This is a genomic window from Streptomyces griseus subsp. griseus (assembly GCF_000720255.1).
Taxonomy (GTDB): domain Bacteria; phylum Actinomycetota; class Actinomycetes; order Streptomycetales; family Streptomycetaceae; genus Streptomyces; species Streptomyces griseus_I.
The window spans coordinates 57,972-79,685 of sequence record NZ_JOJE01000019.1; the positions used below are offsets into that span (position 1 = coordinate 57,972).

Below are 21,714 nucleotides of genomic sequence, written 5' to 3' on the forward strand. Positions count from 1 at the left end.
TCGGCTACTCCCCTTCCCCGGCGCTCCGGTCGGTCTTGATGAGGTTGGAGAGGTTGAACACGCCGCCGTGCTCCTCGAACTGCGCCTCCGCCCACAGTACGGTCCGGGTTCCCTGGTGCTTGACCATCCCGGGGCTCACTCCGAGCCGGAAGGTGCCGGGCACGGGCTTGCCTTCGGCCGTGTACGGCAGGACGTCGAGCGGGGAGGGGCCGGTGGAGGGGTAGACGATGGCGTCGGTGCCGATCGCGACGGGGTAGAGGTCGGCCGCGGCGGCGGCCTTCATCAGCTTGCGGTGGATCCCGACCCGTACGTTCGACAGGACGGCGGCCCGGATGTCGGGGCGCCAGGTCTTCCGGGAGAGCGCCGGCCATGGCTCGTAGTACGGGACCTGGCCTCGGTTGCGCTGCCTGAGCTTGCCGATGCCGCCCTTCGCGGTGGCCTTGATCGCCTTCACCAGCAGCGCCATCGTCGGGTCGGTGTCGTCGGCGCGCGCCATCGCGTCCAGGAATTCCCGGCCGCCCATGGACGTGGTGACGCCGAGGTCTGCCATCGTCGCCACGTACGCGTCGCGCAGCCGCTTGTACCAGGGGTCCAGGTAGCGGCCGGTCCGGGTACGCACCCACGCCTCGATCGGCGCGACCTCGAAGCCCAGCTCCCGCGCGTACGCCACGGTCGGCGTCGCGTACCAGGCCGGCCCCGCCGGGCGGTCGCCGGCCGGCGTGAACGGGCTCGGCAGCCGGTCGGCGTCGACGGTTCGCCCGTTGATCTCCACTCGGGACAGGTCCACATGGCTCAGGTCGACCAGCCACGATCCCGGCAGTGCCGGGTCGAACGCCGGGCTGTTCGTCAGGTGGGTGGGACCGTTCAGGCCGACGGTGAGCCCGTTGGCGGCCGCCGCGAACGCCATGTTGACGTCGACGGCGACCAGGTACGGCTTCATGCACTCCTCGTCGGTCAGCTCCCGGCACCAGTCGTACGGCTCCTCCATCAGCATCTCCGCAGGGGTGCGCAGGTGGTGCCGGGCGAACGTGCCCTCGAGGATCGGGTGCTCGTCCGGGACCTCGCACGGCACCGCGTCGTAGACCTGCGTCAGTGCGTCCGCGTTGAGCGCCTGCTTGAACGCACCGGTGGCCTCGTCCTTTTCCGCGCGAGTGGGCGGCCGCAACGCGGTCATCAGCTCCAGGCCGGTGGTCGACGCGGTGCCGCGCGGCGTGATCACCCGCTCCGCGTACGTGCCCAGGTACCGGGCGAGGTCCGCGGGGTGCATGGCCGGGATCCTCGGGTCGTCCTTGTCGTCCCACTCCCGTGCGTCCAGCGCGTTCCACGACGGCATGCACAACTGCACACAGCGGCGCCTGGAGCCCTCGGGTTCGCGGTAGACACGCGCCCACGGCCCGAACCCGAGCTGGGTGAGCTGAAGTTCGGCCTTCTTGATCTGCTTGACCACCTTGTGGCTGTCCTTGAGCCGGCCCGCCCGCCGCTCCTCGTCCGACAGGGTGGTGGGCAGGCCGTAGCGCTCCAGCGCGGCGGGGGTGAGGACCAGGACGGGGTCGGCGTCGTTGCCGTTGCGGTGCAGCCGGGCCTGCCCGAGCCTCGCCTCGGACAGCGTCCATTCGATCAGGGAGGGGATGCTCTTGGCGGGCACGTCCAGGACGAGGCCGCCGACGCAGTACGCCAGCGCGTGGTCGCCGTCGAAGTCGACGACGGCGAGCGGGCCGTTCTCGAAGCGGGGGTCGACGGCGGGCGACGATGCGGCAGGCTTGTCGACCGCCTTCTTCGCCGCCTGCCTCACCGTCCGCTGGGGAGCGGTCGGCGCCGACGGGGCCCGCACGGCGGGCGTGGCCGGCACGGCGGGCGTGGCCGGCACGGCGGGCGTGGCCGGCACGGCGGGCGTGGCCGGCACGGCGGGCGTGGCCGGCACGGCGGGCGTGGCGGTGGTCGGCTTCGGCACGGTGGGCTCGGCGGTCGCCCCGTTCTCGGTGGCCGCTTCACCCTGGGAGACCGGCTCGTCCTCGGAGGCCGGATCGTCCTCGGAGGCCGGCTTCTCCTCAGCGGCCGGGAAACGCGCGGCCAGCCCTTCGAGCAGGCGGGCGTACGCGGTGCGCTGTGGCGGTCGCGGCTCGTTCTTGCCGGACTCCCAACTCGCCACCGTCTCCCGGCGGGTTCCGAGCGCGCCGGCGATGTCGGTCTGCGTCAGATCGGCGGCCTCGCGCAGTCGCCTGCGCTCGGCGGGCGGCGGCAAATCGTTCTGGTCGACCCGACCCAACAGCGCGTCGACCGCGCTGAGCAGCTCGTTCTCCGTGGGCACCCGGCTCACCTCCGTCCTCACCCTATCCCGAGGGGCACGTCCGATCGCTCACTGAATCGCTTGATGAAGCGCTCATGCGAGTTCCCATGAGGTCGCCCGGCCCATCGCGCCCGAGGATGTCGCCGCCCATGCCGCCGGGACGCCTCCCGCAGGGCCACCCAGCCCTGTCGGCCCTACGCGTCGTCCCAGGCCATCGAACTCATCCGCCAGCCGGCCGGCGTGCGCACGAACTGGATCGTCTTGTGGCCCGAGCCCTCGAACCACTCCCCCTCCAGGCAACCGGACTTGCGGTACTCGCTGAACCGGTGCGCGATCGAGCCGAAGACCTCGGTGCGGTGGGAGACCTCCCATTCGGAGAACTCCGTGAGCGTGCCGTCGGTGAGGATCTTCTCGCGGGGTTCGATGAACGCGTCGAGGTCGTGGACCACGGGGTCCGCACCGAGGTTCTTGATGATCATGCCCTGTGGGATGAACACCTCTCGGATGATCTCCACCTTCGGCCGGCTGCCTCCCGTATTGGTGAACGCGCCGAAGAAGGCCCCTGTCAGGCGGTCCAGTTCGGCCCGGGTCTCGCACTCGGGGGCGTCCCGCTCGGGTGACCACTCGTCGTCGAGGACGGACCAGACCTCGCTGTCGTGGCGGACGCCCCGGTACGGGTAGCGGCGGCGCAGTACGCCGTCACGGGTCATCCCGAGCCGGCGCGCGACCTCCGCGCTGCGGATGTTGCCCGCGGCGACCCACCACTCGACGCGGCTCATCCCGCGTTCCTCGAAGGCCCAGGTGATCAGGGCCCGGCAGGCCCGGGTCACCAGGCCCCGGCCCTCCCCCGCCGCCTCCAGCCAGCAGCCGATCTCGCACACGCCGGAGGCTCCGTCGAAGCGGGTGAACATGACGCCGCCGACCAGTGTGCCGTCCAGCCAGATCCCGTAGACGCGCGCGGAGTCCTTGGCCTGGTCGTCGGCGTAGCGCTGGAGGACGGCCTTGGCGGAGGCGAGGTCGGTGCTGCGGCTCGCCCAGGGTATCCAGGGGTCGACATGGGGGCGGGCGCGGTCGATGTGGGCGAGGAACTCCTCGGCGTGCCAGGGCTCCAGTGGGCGGAGTTGGGCGTTGTCGCCGAGCGGCAGTGCGAACACGGATACCTCGATCCCTGGGGTGGCGGGCGGTACGTAACAAGCGTTCGGTATGTAAGGTAGCAGCATGCCGCCCGCTCCCGGAGACCGTGACGCCCGCCGCGAGGACGTGTCCGAGGCGGTGTGGCTGGCGCTCGCCGAGAAGGGGTTCGGCGGGCTGACGCTGCGCGCGGTCGCCTCCGCGATGGGCGTGTCGACCGGGATGCTCATGCACTACTTCCCGACCAAGCGGGCCCTGATCGCCCATGCCTTGGACCTGCTGGAGAAGCGCACCGCGGAGCGTCCCCGGCGCGAGCGTCCTGCCGAAGGCCTCGCCACCGTGCGCGCCATGCTGCTGGACATCCTGCCGCTGACCCCGGACGACACCGCCCGCAACCGGATCTGGGTCAGCTCCTGGGACCTGGCCCTCGCCGACGACGGGCTGGCCTCGGACCAGGCCGGCCGATACACCCGGCTGCGCTCGACGATCCGTCCGCACCTCGAAGCCGCGCGCGGTCTGGGTGAGCTTCCCGCCGGCGCCGATCCGGAGCGACTCGCGGCGGGCGCCGTGGCGTTCGTGCACGGACTGGTCGTGCAGGCGCTCTTCGACCCCGGCCGGTTCCCGGAGGACGTACAGGTCTCCATGGTCGACGACTTCCTCGCCTCGATCTCGGCGGCCCGTGGCCCCGCCGGGGCACCGCGTACAACCCTTTGAGCGATCCGCGTGTCTCATCTGGCGTCCGAAAGGTTCCGGGGGATCCGGAATCAGCGATTCGGGCGAAGTGTCTCGACGACCATCGACGACCAGCAGGGGGAACCACACACATGCGTTACCTGAAGACCGCCGTAGCCACGCTCACCTGTGCCTTCGCGCTCGCCCCGGCGGGCATCGCGTCCGCCGGGACCGGGCCGGCTCCGGCTCCGGGCGCCCGTACCGCGCCGTCGGCCGTGTCCACCGCGCCGTCCCCGGCGGGGAATCCGGCGAGCGCGCGGGCGCAGGCCGCCGGGGTGTGCGCGGACGCGTACCAGATCGGCACCACGGGGTACATCAAGCGCGGCGGCGCGACCATCGCGTCCGTCAAGCAGTTCTACTCGCCGTCCTGCGCCAGGAACTACGGCTACGTCTGGGTCTGGGACAGCTTCCGCGCCACGGCGGGCGACTACGACGTGACGGCCGCCGTCTACAGCGGCTCGCAGGACGAGGTCCTGGGCAAGCGCTCCTGGACCAACACCACCGTCCAGGAGTTCTGGTCGGCGGGCACGAACACCGTCTCGGAGTGCACGGCCGGGACGGGCTCCGTGCGCAAGGCCGGTGACCCCGCACCGGTGGCGGGCTACTCCAGCACGCGCTGCTGAGATCCGGCCGACGGCGGCGGCAGGGTGCGGGGACCGTCTCCCGTACCTGGCGCCGCCGTCGCTCGTCTGCGCCACCAGAAAGGGCGGTCGGGCCAGCGGGTTTCCCGGGCGTGGGCGGTCCGGTGGGCGTGCTGGTAGGCGGCTCGGGCCGTGGCGATGTCGGCGGTGTAGTCGTCGAGAGCGCCCGGGGCGCCGCGCAGGTGGGCGTGGACCGCCCGGCCCGCACCGAGCCCGGTGCAGAGGGCGGTGAGGATGCCCTGGGAGGACAGCGGGTCGAAGGCGACGGCGGCGTCTCCCGACGCGACCCAGCCGTCCCCGTGGACGCGGTCCAGGTGAGCGCTGTGCGCGGGCGCGCGGCGGGGCGGCCCCAGGGTGCCGACTCCGTGGGGGCGGGCGGTTCGCGCCACATGGCGGGTGGCGAGGAGGCGGTTGCGGAAGTCCGCGGGGGTGAACAGGTCGGGGTCGGTGAAGTAGGCGACGAGGCGTCGGCGCGAGGGCAGCAGGGTGGTGTACCACCAGCCGTCGGGCGCTGATTCGACCAAGGAGTGACCGTCGGTGGCGCCGGGAAGCGGGTCGAGGGTGAGGTGATGGGCGGTCAGCCGGTCCTCGACCTGTCTGCGGGCTCCGGCGGCGACGGCGATCGCGGCACGTCGGCCGGTGGCGTCCACGATCCAGTGGCAGGTGACGGTGCGCGGTGCGGCGCGGGCGGTGCGTAGGGTGAGGCGCCAGGTGCCGTCGTGGTGGCGCTCGGGGCGGCGTACGGCGGTGTGTTCGGCCACGTCCGCTCCCGCCGCGCGGGCCGCGGCGCGCAGGGCACGGTCGAACAGCGGGCGGTCCAGGTGCCAGCCGTGGCCGTAGGGGTCACGGATGAAGTCGACGGTGTGCAGAGCGGTGGAGCCCCAGGCGGAGTGGGTGCCGTGGCACGGCAGGTGTCCCGTGGTCAGCGCCGTGTCGGCGACGTGGAGGTCGCTCAGGAGCAGGCGCGCGACCGGTACGAGGGCCTCGCCGGTCTTGGGCGGGCCGGTCGCGGAGTCGGCGAGGAGGACCGTACGGCCCGCCGCGATCAGGGTGAGGGCGGCGGCGCAGCCGGCGGGGCCGCCGCCGGCGACCACGACGTCGTAGTGGTCGCGCGGCGGTCCGGCGCGGGTCACGGGGCTTCGCGGAACGGGTCGAGCTTCTCCAGGTAGCCGGCGGCGATCGCGTCCTCGTCGTGGCCGGTGGCGCGCATAGCCTCGCCGATGGCCTGGGTCACCAGGGCGGCCTCGACCTGTTCGGCCGGCAGGTCTCCGCTCCAGGTGCCGGCCTCCGCGGCGAGCTGGGGGCTGGCCGCCTGGGGGACCTGGACGTTGACGAGGTTGGCGTGGTCGGGCGCCCCGCGCAGTCGTTCGCCGGGGACGGACTCCACCTGGATGAGCTCCGGGAACCTGCCGTCCCCGACCGTGTATTGGTGGGTCTCCACGATGCCGAGGTCGGGCCAGTCGTCGATCATCTGACGGCGCTGCTTGACGGCGTCGGAGCCGGTCAGGCCGCGCAGCCACACGGCACGTCGCTCGAAGGCGCGCTCTCTGTCCTCCGGGCCGGCGGCGGGGTCGTTGACGATGTCGAAGTCGGAGCGCTTCAGTACGTGGTTGGGGACCTGGGCCGGCCAGAAGGTGGGCAGGTAGGGGCTGTAGCGCGGGCCCAGACCGCTGAGCACCTGGTAGCCGGAGCGGCAGCTGGCGGCGTCGCACTGCCACGGGGCGGCCATCCAGCGGGTGAGGTCTCCCGGGCCCTGCGCGTACAGCGGGCCGTCCTTGGACTTGACCTGCTGGTCGGTGAGGACGTCGCCGTAGTCTCGTTCGGGGTTGTCCGGTGCGCGGTGCAGGATGCGGAAGGGCTCGGCGTACATGGTCTTGTTCCGTACGGGCCAGGTGACCTCGCAGCCGGGGTGGAAGGCGTCCGCCGCGCAGTTCTCCAGTGCGGCCCGGTCGAGCAGGGCCGGTTGCTCGTGGACGGGCGCCTGGTCGACGTCCTCGTGGTGTTCGTGGAGCGGGCCGGGCTGGAAGCTTCCCTCGGCCCATCGGGCGAGGAGTCGGTCCTGGGTCGGGGAGAGCATGATCTGCTGCCGCACCGAGGTGCCCTTTCCGCCGACCATCGCGTCGCCGTAGAGCCAGGGCCACGGCAGCGGTGAGCATCCGTCCCGGTCCCAGTCGCGCATCTGGACGTAGATCTGGCGGCGCAGTTCCTGGCTGCCGGCGCCCGGGTCGGCGAGGCGGGCGCGCAGCGCGGGGTCGAGGAAGTCGTGCGGGCCCTGCCGGCCGAACTGGGTGGCGAAGCCGTGGTTGGTCCACTGCAGGCCGCAGAACCTGCTGAGGATCGGCTCGATGTGGTCGGCGTAGGAGACGACGTCCTCGCCCGGCAGCGTGCCCTCGGTGGTGAACACGTCCCGGAGGACGTCGTAGAGGGTGCGGACGGTCTTCACCCCGGGTGCGTAGTGCGGTGGGCCCACCACGACCCAGGCCGGTGTCGCCGTCCTGGTCTGTCCGCCGATGGTGACCTCCGCGGTGACGGGGCCGTCGGAGACGTCGTCGTACCAGGTGTCGTTGTTGGTGACGCCGGTGATCGGTTTCTCGGGGATGGCGTAGGAGGCCGACTTGCCGTTGCCGCCGGTGACGAGGAGGCGGCCGGTGGGCTCGGTGGAGATGCCGCCGAGCGGGACCTTGCGGCCCATGATCGTGCCGGTGTCGAAGGTGCCCACGTCGTGCAGGGAGGCGCGGACGGTGCGGATGCCGGGGTCGATGACGAGTTTCCGGCGCTCGGCGCCGATGACGCCGGCGTTGCGCCTTCCTCGCTGTTGCGGCGTGAGGGAAGCCGCCTCGGGGATGTCGAGCGCAATGTGGAAGCGGTACCAGGCGGCCTTCTTGTTGGCCAGGTGCACCGACCAGCGGATCTCGCTCACGCCGTCCTCGCCGAGCTTCAGCTCCCGGACCACCTCGCCCGCCTGGTTGTAGCCGTAGACCCGGAAGCGGGCCGCCTGCTTGACGACCGCCCCGGACGCGTCCTTGTAGGAACCGGGGGGCAGCGGTTTCTGGTGAGGTGATTCGGGGCCGATGAACGGCGCCGCGGAGCTGTTCCCGACCCGGGCGACGCCGATCGCCGGATGGATCTTCACCTGCACGATCTGCTGGTCCATGAGGCGCCTTTCACTCGGCTGCGGCCCGAGGTGAACATAGGCACGGCGGTGGGAGGCGGGTGCAGTCGTCGGGCGCCATCGGGCGGCACGTATTCACACCATCGGGCCAGGTGCGGCTGCCGGGTGTTTCAGCCGCGGGCGGCGGTCCGGCACCACGGTCAAGGAAGAGGCAGGAGCGAGCCAAGAAAGAGCCAACGGCCCGTCAGGGATTCGCGACTCGGACATACGTTCCTCTCCGTGAATTCCGACGTCGCCCCCCACAGATCCGTCGGCCCCGAGCCGACCGCATCCACCGCCACGCCCCGGCGAGCCCTCCTGCGGGCCGGTCTCACCGGGGGCGCGGCCCTCGGTGCCGGTGTCGCCCTCGGCGCGGCTCCCGCCTCCGCCGCCGTCCCCGGCGTGCCGCGGCACCGGCCCGGCACCCCACAGGAGGCCCTGCGCGAGCTCGCGGCGGGCAATCGGCGCTGGCGCACCTTCAGGGAACGGCATCCGGACGAGACGCCCGCCGTCCGGCGGAGCCTGACGTCCGGCCAGCATCCCTTCGCCGTGATCCTCGGGTGCGTGGACTCCCGTGTTCCGCCGGAGCTCGTCTTCGACCAGGGGCTCGGTGATCTTCTCACCGTGCGCAGCGCCGGTGAGGTCCTGGACGAGGCCGTCATCGGCAGCGTCGCCTACGGGGTGCTGGAGCTCGGGATACCGCTGATCCTGGTGCTGGGGCACCAGTCGTGCGGTGCCGTGCGGGCGGCGGTCGAGGCGGACGCGTCCGGGGGACGGCTGCCCGCCCACATCCAGTACCTGGCCGATCAGATACGGCCCGCCATCGACCGTACGAAGGAGGGTGACGCCCGTATCGACGCGACGATCGACGCCAACGTACGGGCCGTCCGCTCCCGGCTCGCCGCGGAGCCCGACCTCGCGGCGAAGGTGGAGAGCGGGCAGCTCGTCATCGCCGGGGCGCGTTACGAGCTGGCCGGTCAGCTCGTCCACTCCGTCGACTGACGTCCCGTCGGACCCGGCGCGCGGGCTATTCCGGTCCGCGCGCCTTGGCTTCTCGAACGCCCGCCGCCGGTGACCCGGGTGGTCGGCCAGGCGCCGCCGCTGTCGGTGCCGGCCGTTAGAGTGCCGACCATGTCGCTGATCAGCTCCATTCGCAGGCACGCCGACGCCGCCGCCTTCCTCGCCTGGCCGGGCGACTTCGAACTGGACCGGAGCGATCACGTCGAGGAGGTGCACCTCGCGTCGGGAGCCGCGCTGGAAGGGTTCGCGGGTGACGGGGCCGGGGGCACCTTCTTCTTCTGCGGCGAGGGCGGCGAGGAACGCCCCGTCCTGTACGCGGACTCCGAGGGGGGCGCGGCGCTCGTCGCCGTCGGACTGCCCGAACTCCTGCGGCTGCTGCTGACGGCGCCCTGGTGGCGCGACCTTCGGGACTTCACGGTACCGGAGAGCCGGGAACTCGCCGCGGAATACCTCGAGGACATGCCCGATCTGGCGGACCGGCGGGACCGGGCGGCCGCGGCGCTCGGCCTGGAACTGGGCGACGAGGCGGCTGTGCTGGCGCGGGTGCGGGAGGTCGCCAAGGGGATCGGCAAGGACTACGTGCTCGTCTTCACGCCGGAGAACACAGCCTATGAGCCTCTGATCGCGGACCCGTCGTCGTGACCGAGGCTCGCTCGACGGAGGCCCTCGTGACGAAGTCCCTCCCGGCGTTTCCCTACCACCCCCACCCGGTGGCGACCGGTTCCGTGGTGGCTGCCGACGGGGTGCTGTGCGTGTGTTGCGGGACGGTGCGCGGATATGTGTACGCGGGGCCGGTGTACGCCGTGGCGGAGCCCGAGGGGCGGTTGTGCCCGTGGTGCATCGCCGACGGGAGTGCCGCGGCACGGTACGGGGCGCACTTCTGCGCGGGCGCGGTGGGCGACGACGCGCCCAGGGAGGTGCTGCTGGCCATCGCCGAGCGCACGCCGGGGTTCTCCGCGTGGCAGGACCCGCAGTGGCTGCTGCACTGTGGCGACGGCGCCGCCTTCCTGGGCCGCGTCGGGGCCGCCGAACTCGCCGACCGTCCGGACGCGGTGGAGGCGATGCGGCGGGAGATCACCGGCTGGGGATGGCCGACGGAGCGGACCGAGCACTACCTCGGTTCCCTGGACAAGGACGGCCAGCCGACGGCCTACCTCTTCCGCTGCCGGGTGTGCTCGGCGCATCTCGCCACCTCCGACTTCACATGACCGGCCGTGGCGGTGGGCTCATGCGGCTTCCACGGCCTCGCGGCTGCCGAGTTCGCGGAAGATGTGCTGGGCCTGCTGCCGCAGTTCCAGTCCCGTGGCTGTGTCGCCGCCGGCCAGTTCGGCCGAGCCCAGGTCCTTGAGGGTGCGGGCCCGCCACAGGGGCAGGTCCAGCTTGTCCCACAGCGCGAGGGCCTGGCGCAGCGTGTCGGTCGCCGACCGCCAGTCGGACGCGGCGAGATGCCATTCGCCGAGGGTCCGCAGGACGAGGGCCTCCCCGAACAGGTCCTGGCGCTCGCGGGTGATCTCCAGGCACTGGTCCAGGCGCCTCCGGGCCTCGGTCATGCGGCCCTGGCGGAACTCGACCTTGGCGAGGGACTGGTTGGCGTACATGACGCCGAAGGCGTCGCCCGTCTCCTCGAAGATGCCGAGGGACTGACGCAGCAGGGCCCGCGCGCTCGGCAGGTCGCCGCGCGCCCGGTGGCACAGGCCGAGGGAGCGCAGGGCCAGGGCTTCGCCGTGCCGGTCGCGTGCGGTCACGTACAGCCGGTGGGACCGGGTCAGGGCGTCCCACGCCTCGTCGTGGCGGCCCTGGTCCCGGTACACGCAGCCGATGCCGTACAGGACGTGGGCGGTGGCGGCGGTGTCCTCCGGCTCGCGGTACTGCTCGAGCGCCGAGGTCAGCAGGGTCAACGCCTCGCTGAAGCGGGCCTGTTCGCGGCGTACGGCGCCCATGCCGGCCAGGGCGTCCGCGCGTCCGCGGCGTACGGCTCTGTCCTCGAAGAGGCGGAGTGCCGCCGCGAAGAAGGCGTGCGCCTCGTCGAAACGGTCCTGTTCCAGGCGGAGTTGGCCGAGCCCGTTGAGCAGCCAGGCCTCGCCCTCGACGTCACCGCCGCGACGTACGGCCTCCAGGGCCACGTCGTGGGAGCGGGACCAGGCGTCGAACTGGTTGTAGAGCGCGGCGGAGGCGGCCATGAGGGCGGCGGCCAGTTCGCGGGCGGCGTCGAGCATCCCGTGCTCCGCGCAGTGGGTGACCGCGGCGAGCAGGCACCGCTGTTCGGCCGCGAACCACGCGGTCGGGTCGTCGATGAGGTGGGTCGACTCGTCGTCGGGGCATCCCGCGCCGGTTGTCGGTCTCGGCCCGTCTGTCGGCCTCGGCCCGTCTGTCGGCCTCGGCCCGTCTGTCGGTCTCGGCCCGTCCGGCAGTCGTGCCGGTTCGTCCGACGGCTGTTTCGGCTCGTTCGTCGCTGTGGGTGAGAAGAGTCTGGAGGCGCCGCCCGGACCGCGGGCGGCGGCACTGCGGGACATGGTCAGCCAGCGGTCCATCAGCCGCAGTATCGCTGCCTCCCTGTCGTGGCGGTCCTCGTCGGCCAGGCAGCGTTCGCGGGCGTACTCGCGGGCCAGGTCGTGGATGCGGTAGCGGGTTCTGCCCGTCTCGTCGGTGCGTACGACCTCCACGAAGTGGCAGTCGACGAGCTGTTCGACGGCGTCCTCCGCGTCGTCGACGGTCACGTCGAGGAGGGGCGCGGCGACCCACGCGGCGAAGTCGGGCAGGTCCATCAGCGCCAGGCGCCGCAGGGCGCGCTGCTCCGGGGCGTCGAGGTCGGCGTAGCCGAGTCCGAGGCTGGCGCGCACCTCCAGGTCCCCGGCCTGGAGTTCGTCCAGGCGGCGGCGTTCGTCGCGGAGCCGTGCCGCCAGGCGGGACGGGGTCCAGTGGGGGCGGGCCGCGAGGCGGGCGCCGGCGATGCGGACGGCGAGGGGGAGGCGTCCGCACAGCGCGACGATCTCGGCGGCCTGGCCGGGTTCCGTGGTGGGCCGGGCCGGGCCCGCCACCCGGGCCAGCAGGTCGAGGGCCTCCGCCTCGGAGGGAACGCCCAGGTCGAGGTGGGCGGCGCCTTCCAGTGCGACGAGTCGGCGGCGGCCGGTGATGAGCACCGCGGAGCCGCCGCCCGGCGGCAGCAGGGGGCGCAGCAGCGCCTCGCTGACGGCGTTGTCGAGGATGAGCAGGACCCTGCGGCGCGCGATGTGGGTGCGGTAGAGCCCGAGGAGGTCCTCCTCATCGCGAGCCGGGGTGTCGGAGTCGACGCCGAGGGCGCGCAGCAGCCGGGCGAGGGCGTCGGCGGTGCGCACGGGTTCGGTGTCCGAGGCCCGCAGGTCGACGAAGAGCTGTCCGTCGGGGAAGAGCTCGGCGGTGCGGTGGCCCACGTGCACGGCCAGGGCGGTCTTGCCGGTGCCCGACCGGCCGGAGATCACGCCGATGGGCGGTGCGGTGCGCCGCGGGTCCCGTACCTGTTCGAGAAGAGCGGTCGCCCAGGCGATCTGCTCGTCACGTCCGACGAAGTCGGCGACATCGGGCGGGAGTTGGGTGGGCGCCGGGCGGGCCGGGCCGTCGTACGGCGGCCCGGGGAGGCGCTGGTGCGGGAGTTGGGGGTCCTCGTCGGCCGCGCGCGCGGGCGGCTCGGCGGTGGTGGGAGTCGCCGTCGGGGGTGTGGGCGCGCGGCGGACCGGGGGCGCTCCGAGCACGTCGGTGTCCGCACGGAGCAGGGCCTGGTGCAGGCCGCGCAGTTCCTGGCCGGGGTCGATGCCGAGCTCGGTACGCAGGAGGCGGCGGCCTTCCTCGTAGCAGCGCAGCGCGTCGGCCACGCGGCCGGTGCGGAACAGCGCGGTCATCAGCTGACCGCGCGGGCGTTCGCGCAGGGGGTGGGCGGCGACGTGGGCGACGAGTTCGGCGACCAGGTCCGCGCGTCGGTCCAGGGCCAGTTCGGCCGCGAAGCGGTACTCCTGTGCCTCCAGGCGGAGTTCCGCCAGACGCATGGCCTCGACGCGGGCGAAGGACTGGCCGAGGCCTTCGAGGGCGTCCTGTCCGCGCCACAGCCGGGTGGCCGCCCGGAGGGTTTCGACGGCTTCCTCGGCCCGCCCGTCGCGTGCCGCGACGCGGCCGGCCGCGCAGGCGGCCTCGAAGCGGCGGGCGTCGACGGCGGAGGCCGGCAGTTCCGCGAGGTAGCCCGGGGAGCGGGTGCGGATGGCCTCGGCGCCCTCCGTGCCGACGAGCGCGCGGCGCAGTCCGGAGACGTGCGTGGCGACGAGGGCCCGTGCGGTGGCGGGGGGTTCTTCCTCCCAGACCAGATCGACAAGGCGCTCGGCCGACAGCACCTCGCCGAGATGCACGACGAGGGCGGCGAGTATGGCCGTCGGTTTGGCCCCGTTCAGCGGAATTCGACGTCCGCCGCTCGACACTTCGACCGGCCCCAGAAGGCGAACGTCCACCGTGTCCCCCGATTCACGTTCTCGCAAGTCAGGGACAACATACCGGCGCCCACCGACAGGCATGCCTCTTACCGGTCCGCCCTTTTTCACGGCGGGACCGGTGTGGCCGACGAGTGGCCGGAATTCGATGGGTGTCCGGTGAGGTTTCCTCTCAATCCGACGAAAGCACTGTCCGAGTTCCTCCCTGGGACGGAAACGGTCAGCTCCTCGTATGAGCCGCCGGGAACGAGATGTGGGGCGCACGCATACGACCGACGTGGCGGGGCCGTCAACGGGGTGTATCGACGACACCCAACCGGAGGAATCCATGATCGGCTCCATCAGCAGGCGAAGCACCCGGCTGCGCCGTACCGCGGTCGCCGCGACGGCGGCGTGCGGCGCCGCCCTCTCCCTGGTCGCCGCCGCGCCGGCCCCGCAGGCGGCGGCCACGACCACCGTCTACGTCTGGGCCACCGGCGTCAACATGCGGGCGTGCAACTCACTCACCTGCCCGCCGTACAGCGGGGTGAAGGTCAGCCGGATGAACGTCAAGGCGTACTGCCAGAACAAGGGCGACACCGTCAGGGACGGGCAGTACGTCAACGACTACTGGGTCCAGGTGGACGCCGGTGGGCCGCGCGGCTGGATCAGTGCGGTATATGTCAGCGGTGGCGTCAACTGGGGTCCCATTCCCGGTGTTTCCGAGAACTTCGAGGACTGCTTCTGACGCGGTCCGCTCCAAGGCATTCGTGTGCCCGCTCTGCAGGGGCGCTGCGCCTCGTCCTATAGGCACCGCATCGTGCTCCAGAGGCGCTGCATCCCCGCCTACAGAGGATCTGCATCGTTCCTGCAGAGCTCACCGACACGCTGTGAGCGTGACGGACATCATTCTGCTTTCGGATCACCGAGTCGCCTCGACCCGCGTCGTCGAGATCGGCGAAGCCCTGGTCGACGTCAGGGAGTCCGCCGCGTTGCGGGTCGACGCGCGCAAGGCCGACGCCGACGGTTCGTACGCCCATCTGCGGGCCGGTGTTCTGCGCCGCCTTCTGCTGGCCCAGGACGCGCTGCCCCGAGGGGTGCGCCTGCTGATGGTGGAGGGGTACCGGCCGCCGGCACTGCAGCGCCGGTACTTCGACGCGTACGCGGACACCCTGCGCGCGGACCGTCCCGGCGCCTCGCCGGAGCAGATACGCGAGTGGGCCAGCGCCTACATCTCGCCTCCCGAGGTCGCCCCGCACGTCTGCGGTGGCGCCGTGGACCTGACGCTGTGCACCGAGGACGGGGCGGAACTCCCCCTCGGCACCGAGGTCAACGCCACGCCCGAGGAGAGCGAGGGCGGCTGCCGCACCGCCGCGATCAACATCGACGCCGAGGCGCGCGCCAACCGGGCGGTGCTGGGCCGGGCGATGACGGCCGCGGGCTTCGTCAACTACCCGACCGAGTGGTGGCACTGGTCGTACGGCGACCGGTACTGGGCCCTGCTCACCGACGCGCCGGCGGCCCTGTACGCGCCCGCCGGCCGCACGCGCCCGTAGTACGGCGCGCCGACGGCCGACTGCCGGGCCATGGGGCAGCGGACCACGACCACCGCGCCGCATGACTGACCGCATGCCGGACCACATGCCTGACCGCACGCCGAGACAGACCCCGGGGGAACACCGTGGAGAACACCTGCATCTCGACGACGATGACCAAGTCGTCCGCCTTCTCCAGCACGGTCGTCACCACGACGACCACGACGATCACGACCACTAACACCGCCACGACCACCGCGACCACTACCACCGCGACCACCCCGACCGCTGCCGTCCCACGCGGCGAGCCGTTCGCCGCCCGGTTCGACGGGGGCGTCGCCGACCACATGACCGCGGCCGAGTTCGACGAGGCGTTCACCGCGGTGATGCCGAGGCTGCGGCGCCGGCTGCTGGCCCTGACCGGCAATCCGCACGACGCGGACGACCTGGTGCAGGAGACGTACCTGAGACTCTCCCGCCGGGCCCGGGCCCGCACCCTGGCGCGTCAGCAGCAACCGTACGCGTACACCTGCGCGGCGGCGCTGAACCTGCTGCGCGACCTGTGGCGGCATCCCTCACGCCAGGAACGCTGCACGGACCGGCTGCCCGAGCAGGGCTGGGACGGCGGCTTCGCGATCCGGGAGGCGGAGGCGGTGGCGACCGCGCTGTTGCGCGGGCTGTCCGTCAAGGAGGCGGCCGCCGTGATCCTGGTCGATCTCGAGGGGCTGACCCACGACATGGCGGGTGAGCGGCTCGGCGCGCACCGCGGCACCGTGCAGCGCAACCGCATGCGCGGCCTCGCCAAGATGCGCGCCGCACTCGGCGCATACGAACCGGCCATCGCCCCCGTCTCCACGGTGAAGGCCGAACGCCCTTGACCACCTCGGCCCGCTCACTCGCACATCCGCTCACCGCGCGCACCGAACCAGGGGGACCCCACATGCGCCGCACGCACCGCACACTGGCGGTGGCAGGAGGACTGCTGCTCGCCACCACCTTGAGCCTCACCGGTACGGCGATGGCCGCCTCGTCGCCGCTCACCTCGAAGACCGCGGCCCCCGCCGACTGCCGGCCCCTGGCGGGCGCTCCCGCTCAGGCGCAGGCGATCGTGAACGCCGCCTGTTCGCAGATCGGGGTGCCGTACTCCTGGGGTGGCGGCTCGATCCACGGACCGACGTACGGTCAGGACTACCCCGGTGGCGGCCCCGGCGCCCACGACAGCCAGGTGAAGGGCTTCGACTGTTCGCACCTGGTGCAGTACGCGGCCTGGCAGGGAGCGGGGATCGCGCTGCCCGAGGGGTCGTGGAACCAGGCCCAGTGGAGCGGCGCGACGGCCCGCTTCTCCCGCGACCAGGGGCTCGCTCCTCTGCAGCCGGGCGATCTGCTGCTGTGGGCGTCGAACCCGAACAACCTCAACAGCGTCCACCACATCGCCATCTACCTCGGCGACGGCAAGATGATCGAGGCCCGGGAGTCCGGGACGCTCGTCATGGTCAGCGACGTGCGTCTGAACGGCCAGTACGCGGGCGCCCTGCGCATCGCCGGCACCGAGCAGCCGCCGACGGGCACGAAGCGGTTCATGACGTGGGGCACCAACGTGAGTCTGCGGCAGGAGCCCGGCACCGGGAAGCCTCCCGTGACCCGGCTGCCCGGCCCCACCGCGGTGGACGTGCAGTGCCAGGTGCACGCGGAGACCGTCACCGCCGAGGGCTACACCAACGACGCCTGGTCCTACCTGCCGAAGTACAAGGCCTGGATCTCGAACATCTACATCGACGATCCGGCGGCCTGGCTGCCCGGGGTCCCCACCTGCTGATCCGCGGCGCCGCCCACCCCCGCCACCCACCCCGCCCAACCCTTCACTGCACGGAGGACAACTCGCCATGCGCGTGTTCAACCGGACCAAGTCCCTCGGAACGCTCGTCGCCACGGTCGCCGCGATGGGGCTGATCCCGCTCACGGCCGGCGCGGCCGACGCCGCTCCGCCGGCCAAGCCCGCCGAAGCCGGGTCCTGCCCGGCCGCCGGAACGGTGACCCAGTGGTGGCACTCCGGCCACGACGGCGTCGACATCGCCAACAACCGCGGTACGCCGATCTACTCCACGGGGGCGGGCACCGTCATCGCCTCCGGTCCCGCCAGCGGCTACGGCCAGTGGATCCGCATCAAGCACGACGACGGCACGGTGACCGAGTACGGCCACATGTACGAGCGGCTCGTCTCCGTGAACCAGCGGGTGACCAGCGGTCAGCTGATCGCGCGCATGGGCTCCGAGGGCGACTCCTCCGGCAACCACCTGCACTTCGAGGCACACAGCTCGACGTCCAGCACTCGGGGCATGGACCCCGTCCCCTACCTGTCGGCGCGCGGTGTGAGCCTGCCGTGCACCCCGGGCGGCGGCGGGACGCCGGGCACCAACTTCAGCACGTGGGGCACGTCGGTGCGGGTGCGGGCCGACGCGCGGCTGAACGCGGCGGTGGTGCGCACCCTCACCGGGCCGACCCCGGTCCACGTGGAGTGCCAGAAGCACGGCGACCTGGTCAACGCCGAGGGCTACAGCAACGACGCCTGGGCATACATCCCGGCGCTCGGCGGCTACATCAGCAACATCTACATCGACGACCCCGCCGCCTGGCTGCCGGGGGTGCGTGAATGCTGACCGGCGCCCTCGCCGGTACGAGGGGTGTCGCGGCGGCCGCTCTGGCCGCCGCGCTGCTCCTCTCCCCCGGCCTCACCTCGTCCGCGCGGGCCGCCGACTCGGCGCCCTGCACTCCCGACCACGACTACCCCGGAACGTTCCGCTGCCCGATCTGGGGCTCGGACGTCAATCTGCGCTCCGCGCCGAACGCCCAGGCCCCGGTCATCGCGACCTCACCCGACAGCGGGTTCCTCAGGGTGCTGTGCCAGGTCAAGGGCGGCCGTGCGACCTACGGCTCCTACTGGCACACCTGGTGGGTCAAGACACCGGCGGCGGGGATGGCCCCTTCCGCGTACATGAGCGAGATCTTCCTCGTCGGAGGCGGCGACGACGAGCCGGACTCGGGTCTGCCGACCTGCTGAGACGGCGGCGCCGCGCAACGAAGCGGGGCCCCTGGGATTCCAGGGGCCCCCGCCGGTGTGCTCGTTCAGCACTGCCGCGCCGAAGGGGAGGGATCCACGCCGACGTTGACGTTGCCGCCCCAGACCCAGACGTTGCGGTACGGCCCGTTGACGAGTTCTCCGTCGTGGACGGTGCCCTGGTACCAGACGTCCGTGCTGTAGCCGCCGGCGGTGACCGGCTGGCCGTGCACGTAGCAGACGCCGTCCAGGTAGTAACGGTTTCTGGTGGGGCCGGTGTTGAGGATCGGCGCGTTACGGGTGTCGGGCGTCGAGCGGACGTTGCTGTTGGGTTGCAGCGAGACGTAGAACTCAGCGGCGCCGGCCTGGGCGGTGCCGGTGGAGGCGAACAGGGACAGCACGGCGCCCGCGGCGAGGCCTGCGGCGGCGAGACGGGTGCGGCGGAGGTGCATGGGCGCTCCATGGGGTGTCGGGAGTCGGGCCGGGCCCAGGGACGGGGCCGGTCGTGCCGGCCGCTCGGGGCCCCCGCCCGTCTGACGGGCGCGAGTGGTCCGTCGTATGAGAGTCCCGGTACCCGGAGCCTCCCGGCCCCGTTCTCATACGGCGTGGGCCGTGACGCCGTCCAGGCGGTGGTGCGAGTGACGCACCCGAGTCGGACACGAGGATGACGATGACGACTTCACGCAGCGATTCAGGATGGGCCCGGGTACGGGCGGCCCGTCGTCGGGTGGCGCGGGCGGGGCTGCCGGCCGTCGCCCTCGTGGCGACGCTCCTGTGCGCCGCCGCCACCGCCACGGCCGCACCGGGCACCGCCCCGTCGCCGTCGCCGCCCGCGTCGGCCCGGGCCGACGTGCCGGCCGGGGTGACGGCGGGCATCGCGGTCTTCGACCGGCAGACCGGCACGTTCACCGAGCAGCTCAACAGTGCGGGGCAGTTCAGGTCGGCCTCCGTGGTCAAGCTGCTGATCGCCCTCGACGTGCTCTGGAGCCGCGGCCCCGACGCCCTGTCGGCGACGGACCGGTCCCGGATCGACAGCATGCTGCGCGGCAGCGACGACGCGGCCGCGAGCACGTTCTGGGCGAACAACGGCGGGGGTGCGATCGTCGACCGGATGGTCGCGCGGCTCGGTCTGACGGACACCGCGCGGCCGCCGTCGACGCACCCCGGCCATTGGGGTTACACCGCCATGTCGGCCCGCGACACGGTGAAGATCTACCGCTATCTGCTGGACTCCGCTCCCCCGGCCGTACGCGACTACGTCCTCGGCGACCTGCGCCGGTCCACCCGCTGCGCCACCGACGGCTACGACCAGCACTTCGGCATCGCCGGCTCCTTCGACCGGCCGTGGGCCGTCAAGCAGGGCTGGTCGGGCTTCAGTTCGGGCGGTTGTACGGCGGCCACCGCCACGGCGGCCACCGCCACGGCGGCCGAGGCCGCGACCGGAGCGGAGACGCGGACGGGCGCGGCCGTCGACGCCGTGGACCTGTCGCGTCCGGCGCTGCACACCACGGGCGTGGTGGGCGGGGGCGACCGTTCCGTCGTGGCCGTCATGACCCTGCACCCGAGCGGCACGTCCTACGGCAAGGCGTACTCCGACCTGGGGCGGCTGACCCGTTCGCTGAACGTCCCCGGCGCCTCGCGGCCGGCCGGCACCTGGATCGGCACCTGGGGAAGCGGGGTCCGGGTCCGTACCCAGGCGACCACCACGTCCGGCGCGGTCACCGCACTGCCCGCAGGCGTCGAGGTCCTGGTCGCCTGCCAGAAACGCGGCCAGCAGGTCAGCGTGCCGCCCTACGTCAACGACTGGTGGGCCTACCTGCCCCAGCACGGGGGCTACATGAGCAACCTCTATCTCAGCGTGCCGGAGAACCAGGTGCCGGGCGTGCCGGTCTGCTGACGCGGCGGACGGTGCGGCGCCCCGGCCCGCCCGCCGATGAGGCGAGCGGGCCGGGGCTGTGTGGGCCCTTGACCGACGTCGGTCAGGAGATGTTCCACTGCTGGCTGGTCGCTCCGGTGCCCGTTTCCTGGACGACTGCCGCGCCCTGGGTGGTGGAGGCGCCCGTGACACCGATGGTCAGGCCGCTGCCGACGCCGGTGAGCAGGTAGGTGCTACCGGTGTAGCTGCCGACCAGGTCAAGGAACCACTGCTGGTTGGTGCCGCCGTTGCAGGTCCACTGCTGGAGCTGCACTCCGGTGCTGGTCGACTGGTCGGGGACGTCCAGGCACAGGCTGCTCTTCACGCTCTTCAGCGTGTAGACGTTGTCGGCCACCTTCGTGAGGGTCCACTGCTGGTTGGCACCGCCGTTGGACGGCCACTGGATGATCTTGGCGCCGGTCGACGTGGAACCGCTCGCCACGTCCATCAGCATCGAACTGTTGCCGTTCTTCAGGGTGCGGACGCCTTCCGCCGGGAGACCACTGCCGGCCGTCCAGGTGCCGGCGGCGGTGTCGAGGGACCAGGTGGGGTACTGGCCGAGGTTCACCGTCGTGCCACGGATGGTCAGCGGCAGCCAGATCAGCTTCGAGGCGCCCAGGTTGGAGGTGTCCCAGCGGTCACCGGCGTAGATGTAGGTGGTGCCGGAGGTGCCCTGGACGGTGATGATGTTCGCCGTCTGGCTGCCGTAGGTGTGGGTGCCCGGGGCGGCGAAGTTGCGGAAGGCCGACCAAGGGCCGCTCAGTGAGGTGGCGGTGGCGTAGATGTTGTCGTTCAGGCTCCAGCCGGTGAGGTGGGAGCCGAAGACGTAGTAGGTGCCGTTGACCTTCACCATGGCGGGTGCCTCGACGCTGTTGCTGCCGCTGCTGCCCAGGGTCGTCACCAGGCTGTCGACGGAGAGGTAGTCGGCGGACAGCTTGTAGACGCGCAGGCCGTTGTTGCGGTCCTCGCTCATCAGGTAGGCGGTGCCGTCGGTGTCCTGGAAGAGGCCGAGGTCACGGCTGAGGTTGCCCATCGGGCGGAAGCTGCCCCGGTAGGTGTACGGGCCGCAGGGGGTGCTGCTGGTCGCCACACCGACCTTGGCGTCGGAGTAGTTGGTGCTGTCGATGTGCATGTACATCACGTACGTGCTGGTCGACGCGTTGTAGATGACCTTGGGCCGTTCCACGACCCGGCTGGGGCCCAGGTCGCCACTGCTCTGCCTGCTCAGGGCCTGGCCCTGGAGGCTCCAGTTGGCGAGGTCGGTCGAGGTGTAGCAGGGGATGTCCTGGAACGAGGTGTCCGCCGACGTCTCGCCGGTCTTGTCCTCGCCGAAGCCGTACCAGGTGTTGCCCACCTTGATGATGCCCAGCCCGTGCAGCTGGAGGGGGTTGCCGTTCGTGTCGGTCCGTGCGGCGCCGGTGGTGAACGTGGCCGAGGCCGCGTGTGCTTCGGTCACCGGCAGCAGGAGTGCCGCCAGGCCCCCGAGGAGCGTAAGGAGTGCGGCGGCGGCTCTGCGCCACCGGTCGGCAGGTCTGGGTGGGGCGTCCTTGCCCATGGGGGTTTCCTCTCCTGAAGCTCCTCCGAGCGATTCGAGGGTCAATGAGAGGGGCAGCCCTGCGGGGGAGTCAATAATCGCGATCGATTTTGTTGATCCTTGACCGGGGAAACCCGTGGGCTTCTGTAGCTTCCTGGTGGCATTTGTTGAAACGGGGCGTGGGCCGCATGAGCCGCAAGTCACCTGACATCAGGGGGAGTTCAGAGTTCGACGCCCCGCTCCGCGACCCGGGGACTGCCGGCACACGCGCGCTCACGCTCGG

The 21,714-nt window shown here is 72.1% G+C and carries 19 protein-coding genes; 12 read left to right on the forward strand and 7 right to left on the reverse strand.

The genetic code is table 11. The features are described from left to right. Positions 1 to 4: 4 nt before the first annotated feature. Both tap and IG99_RS25040 read right to left on the reverse strand, forming a co-directional pair. The gene (gene tap, locus IG99_RS25035) at positions 5 to 2,308 is read right to left on the reverse strand and encodes a telomere-associated protein Tap (protein WP_037677364.1); all 2,304 of its coding nucleotides are present in this window, start codon (positions 2,306 to 2,308) and stop codon (positions 5 to 7) included. A gap of 173 nt (positions 2,309 to 2,481) precedes the next feature. After that, on the reverse strand, positions 2,482 to 3,441 hold the full coding sequence (locus IG99_RS25040; RefSeq protein WP_037677365.1) for a GNAT family N-acetyltransferase: 960 nt from the start codon (positions 3,439 to 3,441) through the stop codon (positions 2,482 to 2,484). A 64-nt stretch (positions 3,442 to 3,505) separates the two neighbouring features. Here IG99_RS25040 and IG99_RS25045 point away from each other — a divergent pair, with 64 nt between their 5' ends. Further along, entirely contained in the window at positions 3,506 to 4,132 is a 627-nt protein-coding gene (locus IG99_RS25045) for a TetR/AcrR family transcriptional regulator (protein ID WP_037677366.1), read from the forward strand. Positions 4,133 to 4,242: 110 nt separating this feature from the next. Beyond that, complete coding sequence (locus IG99_RS25050; RefSeq protein WP_051865861.1) at positions 4,243 to 4,773, forward strand: hypothetical protein; 531 nt, start codon at positions 4,243 to 4,245, stop codon at positions 4,771 to 4,773. Here IG99_RS25050 and IG99_RS47800 read toward each other — a convergent pair. Both IG99_RS47800 and IG99_RS47805 read right to left on the reverse strand, forming a co-directional pair. Then, positions 4,752 to 5,924, reverse strand: coding sequence for an FAD-dependent oxidoreductase (locus tag IG99_RS47800; RefSeq protein WP_051865864.1), 1,173 nt, complete (start codon positions 5,922 to 5,924; stop codon positions 4,752 to 4,754). The two genes, IG99_RS25050 and IG99_RS47800, sit on opposite strands and share 22 nt — an antisense overlap. Continuing rightward, on the reverse strand, positions 5,921 to 7,945 hold the full coding sequence (locus IG99_RS47805; protein ID WP_037677368.1) for a LodA/GoxA family CTQ-dependent oxidase: 2,025 nt from the start codon (positions 7,943 to 7,945) through the stop codon (positions 5,921 to 5,923). Before IG99_RS47805 ends, IG99_RS47800 begins: the two co-directional genes overlap by 4 nt. Before the next feature lie 237 nt (positions 7,946 to 8,182). On the opposite strand from IG99_RS47805, the gene IG99_RS25065 reads away from it, so the two are divergent. The 3 genes from IG99_RS25065 to IG99_RS25075 all read left to right on the forward strand — a co-directional run bounded on the left by IG99_RS25065 (position 8,183) and on the right by IG99_RS25075 (position 10,170). After that, complete coding sequence (locus IG99_RS25065) at positions 8,183 to 8,944, forward strand: carbonic anhydrase (protein WP_037677370.1); 762 nt, start codon at positions 8,183 to 8,185, stop codon at positions 8,942 to 8,944. Between the two features lie 129 nt (positions 8,945 to 9,073). Continuing rightward, positions 9,074 to 9,604 carry a hypothetical protein gene (locus IG99_RS25070; RefSeq protein WP_037677372.1) on the forward strand — a complete coding sequence of 177 codons (531 nt, stop codon included), beginning with the start codon at positions 9,074 to 9,076 and terminating at the stop codon, positions 9,602 to 9,604. 26 nt (positions 9,605 to 9,630) lie between these two features. Beyond that, positions 9,631 to 10,170, forward strand: coding sequence for a CbrC family protein (locus IG99_RS25075; RefSeq protein ID WP_037677506.1), 540 nt, complete (start codon positions 9,631 to 9,633; stop codon positions 10,168 to 10,170). A gap of 18 nt (positions 10,171 to 10,188) precedes the next feature. Here the strand turns inward: IG99_RS25075 and IG99_RS25080 are convergent, their stop codons facing one another. After that, positions 10,189 to 13,434 carry an AfsR/SARP family transcriptional regulator gene (locus tag IG99_RS25080; protein ID WP_037677375.1) on the reverse strand — a complete coding sequence of 1,082 codons (3,246 nt, stop codon included), beginning with the start codon at positions 13,432 to 13,434 and terminating at the stop codon, positions 10,189 to 10,191. A gap of 307 nt (positions 13,435 to 13,741) precedes the next feature. Between IG99_RS25080 and IG99_RS25085 the strand changes: the two genes are divergently transcribed. The 6 genes from IG99_RS25085 to IG99_RS25110 all read left to right on the forward strand — a co-directional run bounded on the left by IG99_RS25085 (position 13,742) and on the right by IG99_RS25110 (position 17,985). After that, positions 13,742 to 14,140, forward strand: a complete 399-nt coding sequence (locus tag IG99_RS25085) for a hypothetical protein (RefSeq protein ID WP_037677377.1) — start codon at positions 13,742 to 13,744, stop codon at positions 14,138 to 14,140. 148 nt (positions 14,141 to 14,288) lie between these two features. After that, positions 14,289 to 14,948 (forward strand): M15 family metallopeptidase, encoded by a 660-nt coding sequence (locus IG99_RS25090; protein ID WP_037677507.1) that lies wholly within the window; start codon positions 14,289 to 14,291, stop codon positions 14,946 to 14,948. A 125-nt stretch (positions 14,949 to 15,073) separates the two neighbouring features. Then, entirely contained in the window at positions 15,074 to 15,805 is a 732-nt protein-coding gene (locus tag IG99_RS25095; protein ID WP_234311947.1) for an RNA polymerase sigma factor, read from the forward strand. Positions 15,806 to 15,867: 62 nt separating this feature from the next. Next, positions 15,868 to 16,743, forward strand: coding sequence for a C40 family peptidase (locus IG99_RS25100; RefSeq protein WP_051865867.1), 876 nt, complete (start codon positions 15,868 to 15,870; stop codon positions 16,741 to 16,743). A gap of 67 nt (positions 16,744 to 16,810) precedes the next feature. Continuing rightward, complete coding sequence (locus tag IG99_RS44275; protein ID WP_063768331.1) at positions 16,811 to 17,584, forward strand: M23 family metallopeptidase; 774 nt, start codon at positions 16,811 to 16,813, stop codon at positions 17,582 to 17,584. Further along, positions 17,578 to 17,985, forward strand: a complete 408-nt coding sequence (locus IG99_RS25110) for a hypothetical protein (RefSeq protein WP_037677378.1) — start codon at positions 17,578 to 17,580, stop codon at positions 17,983 to 17,985. Before IG99_RS44275 ends, IG99_RS25110 begins: the two co-directional genes overlap by 7 nt. A gap of 65 nt (positions 17,986 to 18,050) precedes the next feature. Here IG99_RS25110 and IG99_RS25115 read toward each other — a convergent pair whose 3' ends face one another. Beyond that, positions 18,051 to 18,434 (reverse strand): hypothetical protein, encoded by a 384-nt coding sequence (locus IG99_RS25115; RefSeq protein ID WP_037677381.1) that lies wholly within the window; start codon positions 18,432 to 18,434, stop codon positions 18,051 to 18,053. Positions 18,435 to 18,652: 218 nt separating this feature from the next. Between IG99_RS25115 and IG99_RS25120 the strand changes: the two genes are divergently transcribed. Further along, positions 18,653 to 19,879, forward strand: coding sequence for a hypothetical protein (locus tag IG99_RS25120; protein ID WP_234311948.1), 1,227 nt, complete (start codon positions 18,653 to 18,655; stop codon positions 19,877 to 19,879). A gap of 82 nt (positions 19,880 to 19,961) precedes the next feature. Here the strand turns inward: IG99_RS25120 and IG99_RS25125 are convergent, their stop codons facing one another. Continuing rightward, complete coding sequence (locus tag IG99_RS25125; protein WP_037677383.1) at positions 19,962 to 21,452, reverse strand: RICIN domain-containing protein; 1,491 nt, start codon at positions 21,450 to 21,452, stop codon at positions 19,962 to 19,964. Between the last annotated feature and the right edge of the window lie 262 nt (positions 21,453 to 21,714).

Excerpts from the sequence above, each read along its gene's own strand:
- IG99_RS25045 (WP_037677366.1), top strand. The coding sequence starts at position 3,506 with ATGCCGCCCGCTCCCGGAGACCGTGACGCCCGCCGCGAGGACGTGTCC.
- IG99_RS25050 (WP_051865861.1), top strand. The coding sequence starts at position 4,243 with ATGCGTTACCTGAAGACCGCCGTAGCCACGCTCACCTGTGCCTTCGCG.
- IG99_RS47805 (WP_037677368.1), bottom strand. The coding sequence starts at position 7,945 with ATGGACCAGCAGATCGTGCAGGTGAAGATCCATCCGGCGATCGGCGTC.
- IG99_RS25070 (WP_037677372.1), top strand. The coding sequence starts at position 9,074 with ATGTCGCTGATCAGCTCCATTCGCAGGCACGCCGACGCCGCCGCCTTC.
- IG99_RS25085 (WP_037677377.1), top strand. The coding sequence starts at position 13,742 with ATGATCGGCTCCATCAGCAGGCGAAGCACCCGGCTGCGCCGTACCGCG.
- IG99_RS25100 (WP_051865867.1), top strand. The coding sequence starts at position 15,868 with ATGCGCCGCACGCACCGCACACTGGCGGTGGCAGGAGGACTGCTGCTC.
- IG99_RS44275 (WP_063768331.1), top strand. The coding sequence starts at position 16,811 with ATGCGCGTGTTCAACCGGACCAAGTCCCTCGGAACGCTCGTCGCCACG.
- IG99_RS25110 (WP_037677378.1), top strand. The coding sequence starts at position 17,578 with ATGCTGACCGGCGCCCTCGCCGGTACGAGGGGTGTCGCGGCGGCCGCT.
- IG99_RS25115 (WP_037677381.1), bottom strand. The coding sequence starts at position 18,434 with ATGCACCTCCGCCGCACCCGTCTCGCCGCCGCAGGCCTCGCCGCGGGC.
- IG99_RS25120 (WP_234311948.1), top strand. The coding sequence starts at position 18,653 with ATGACGACTTCACGCAGCGATTCAGGATGGGCCCGGGTACGGGCGGCC.
- IG99_RS25125 (WP_037677383.1), bottom strand. The coding sequence starts at position 21,452 with ATGGGCAAGGACGCCCCACCCAGACCTGCCGACCGGTGGCGCAGAGCC.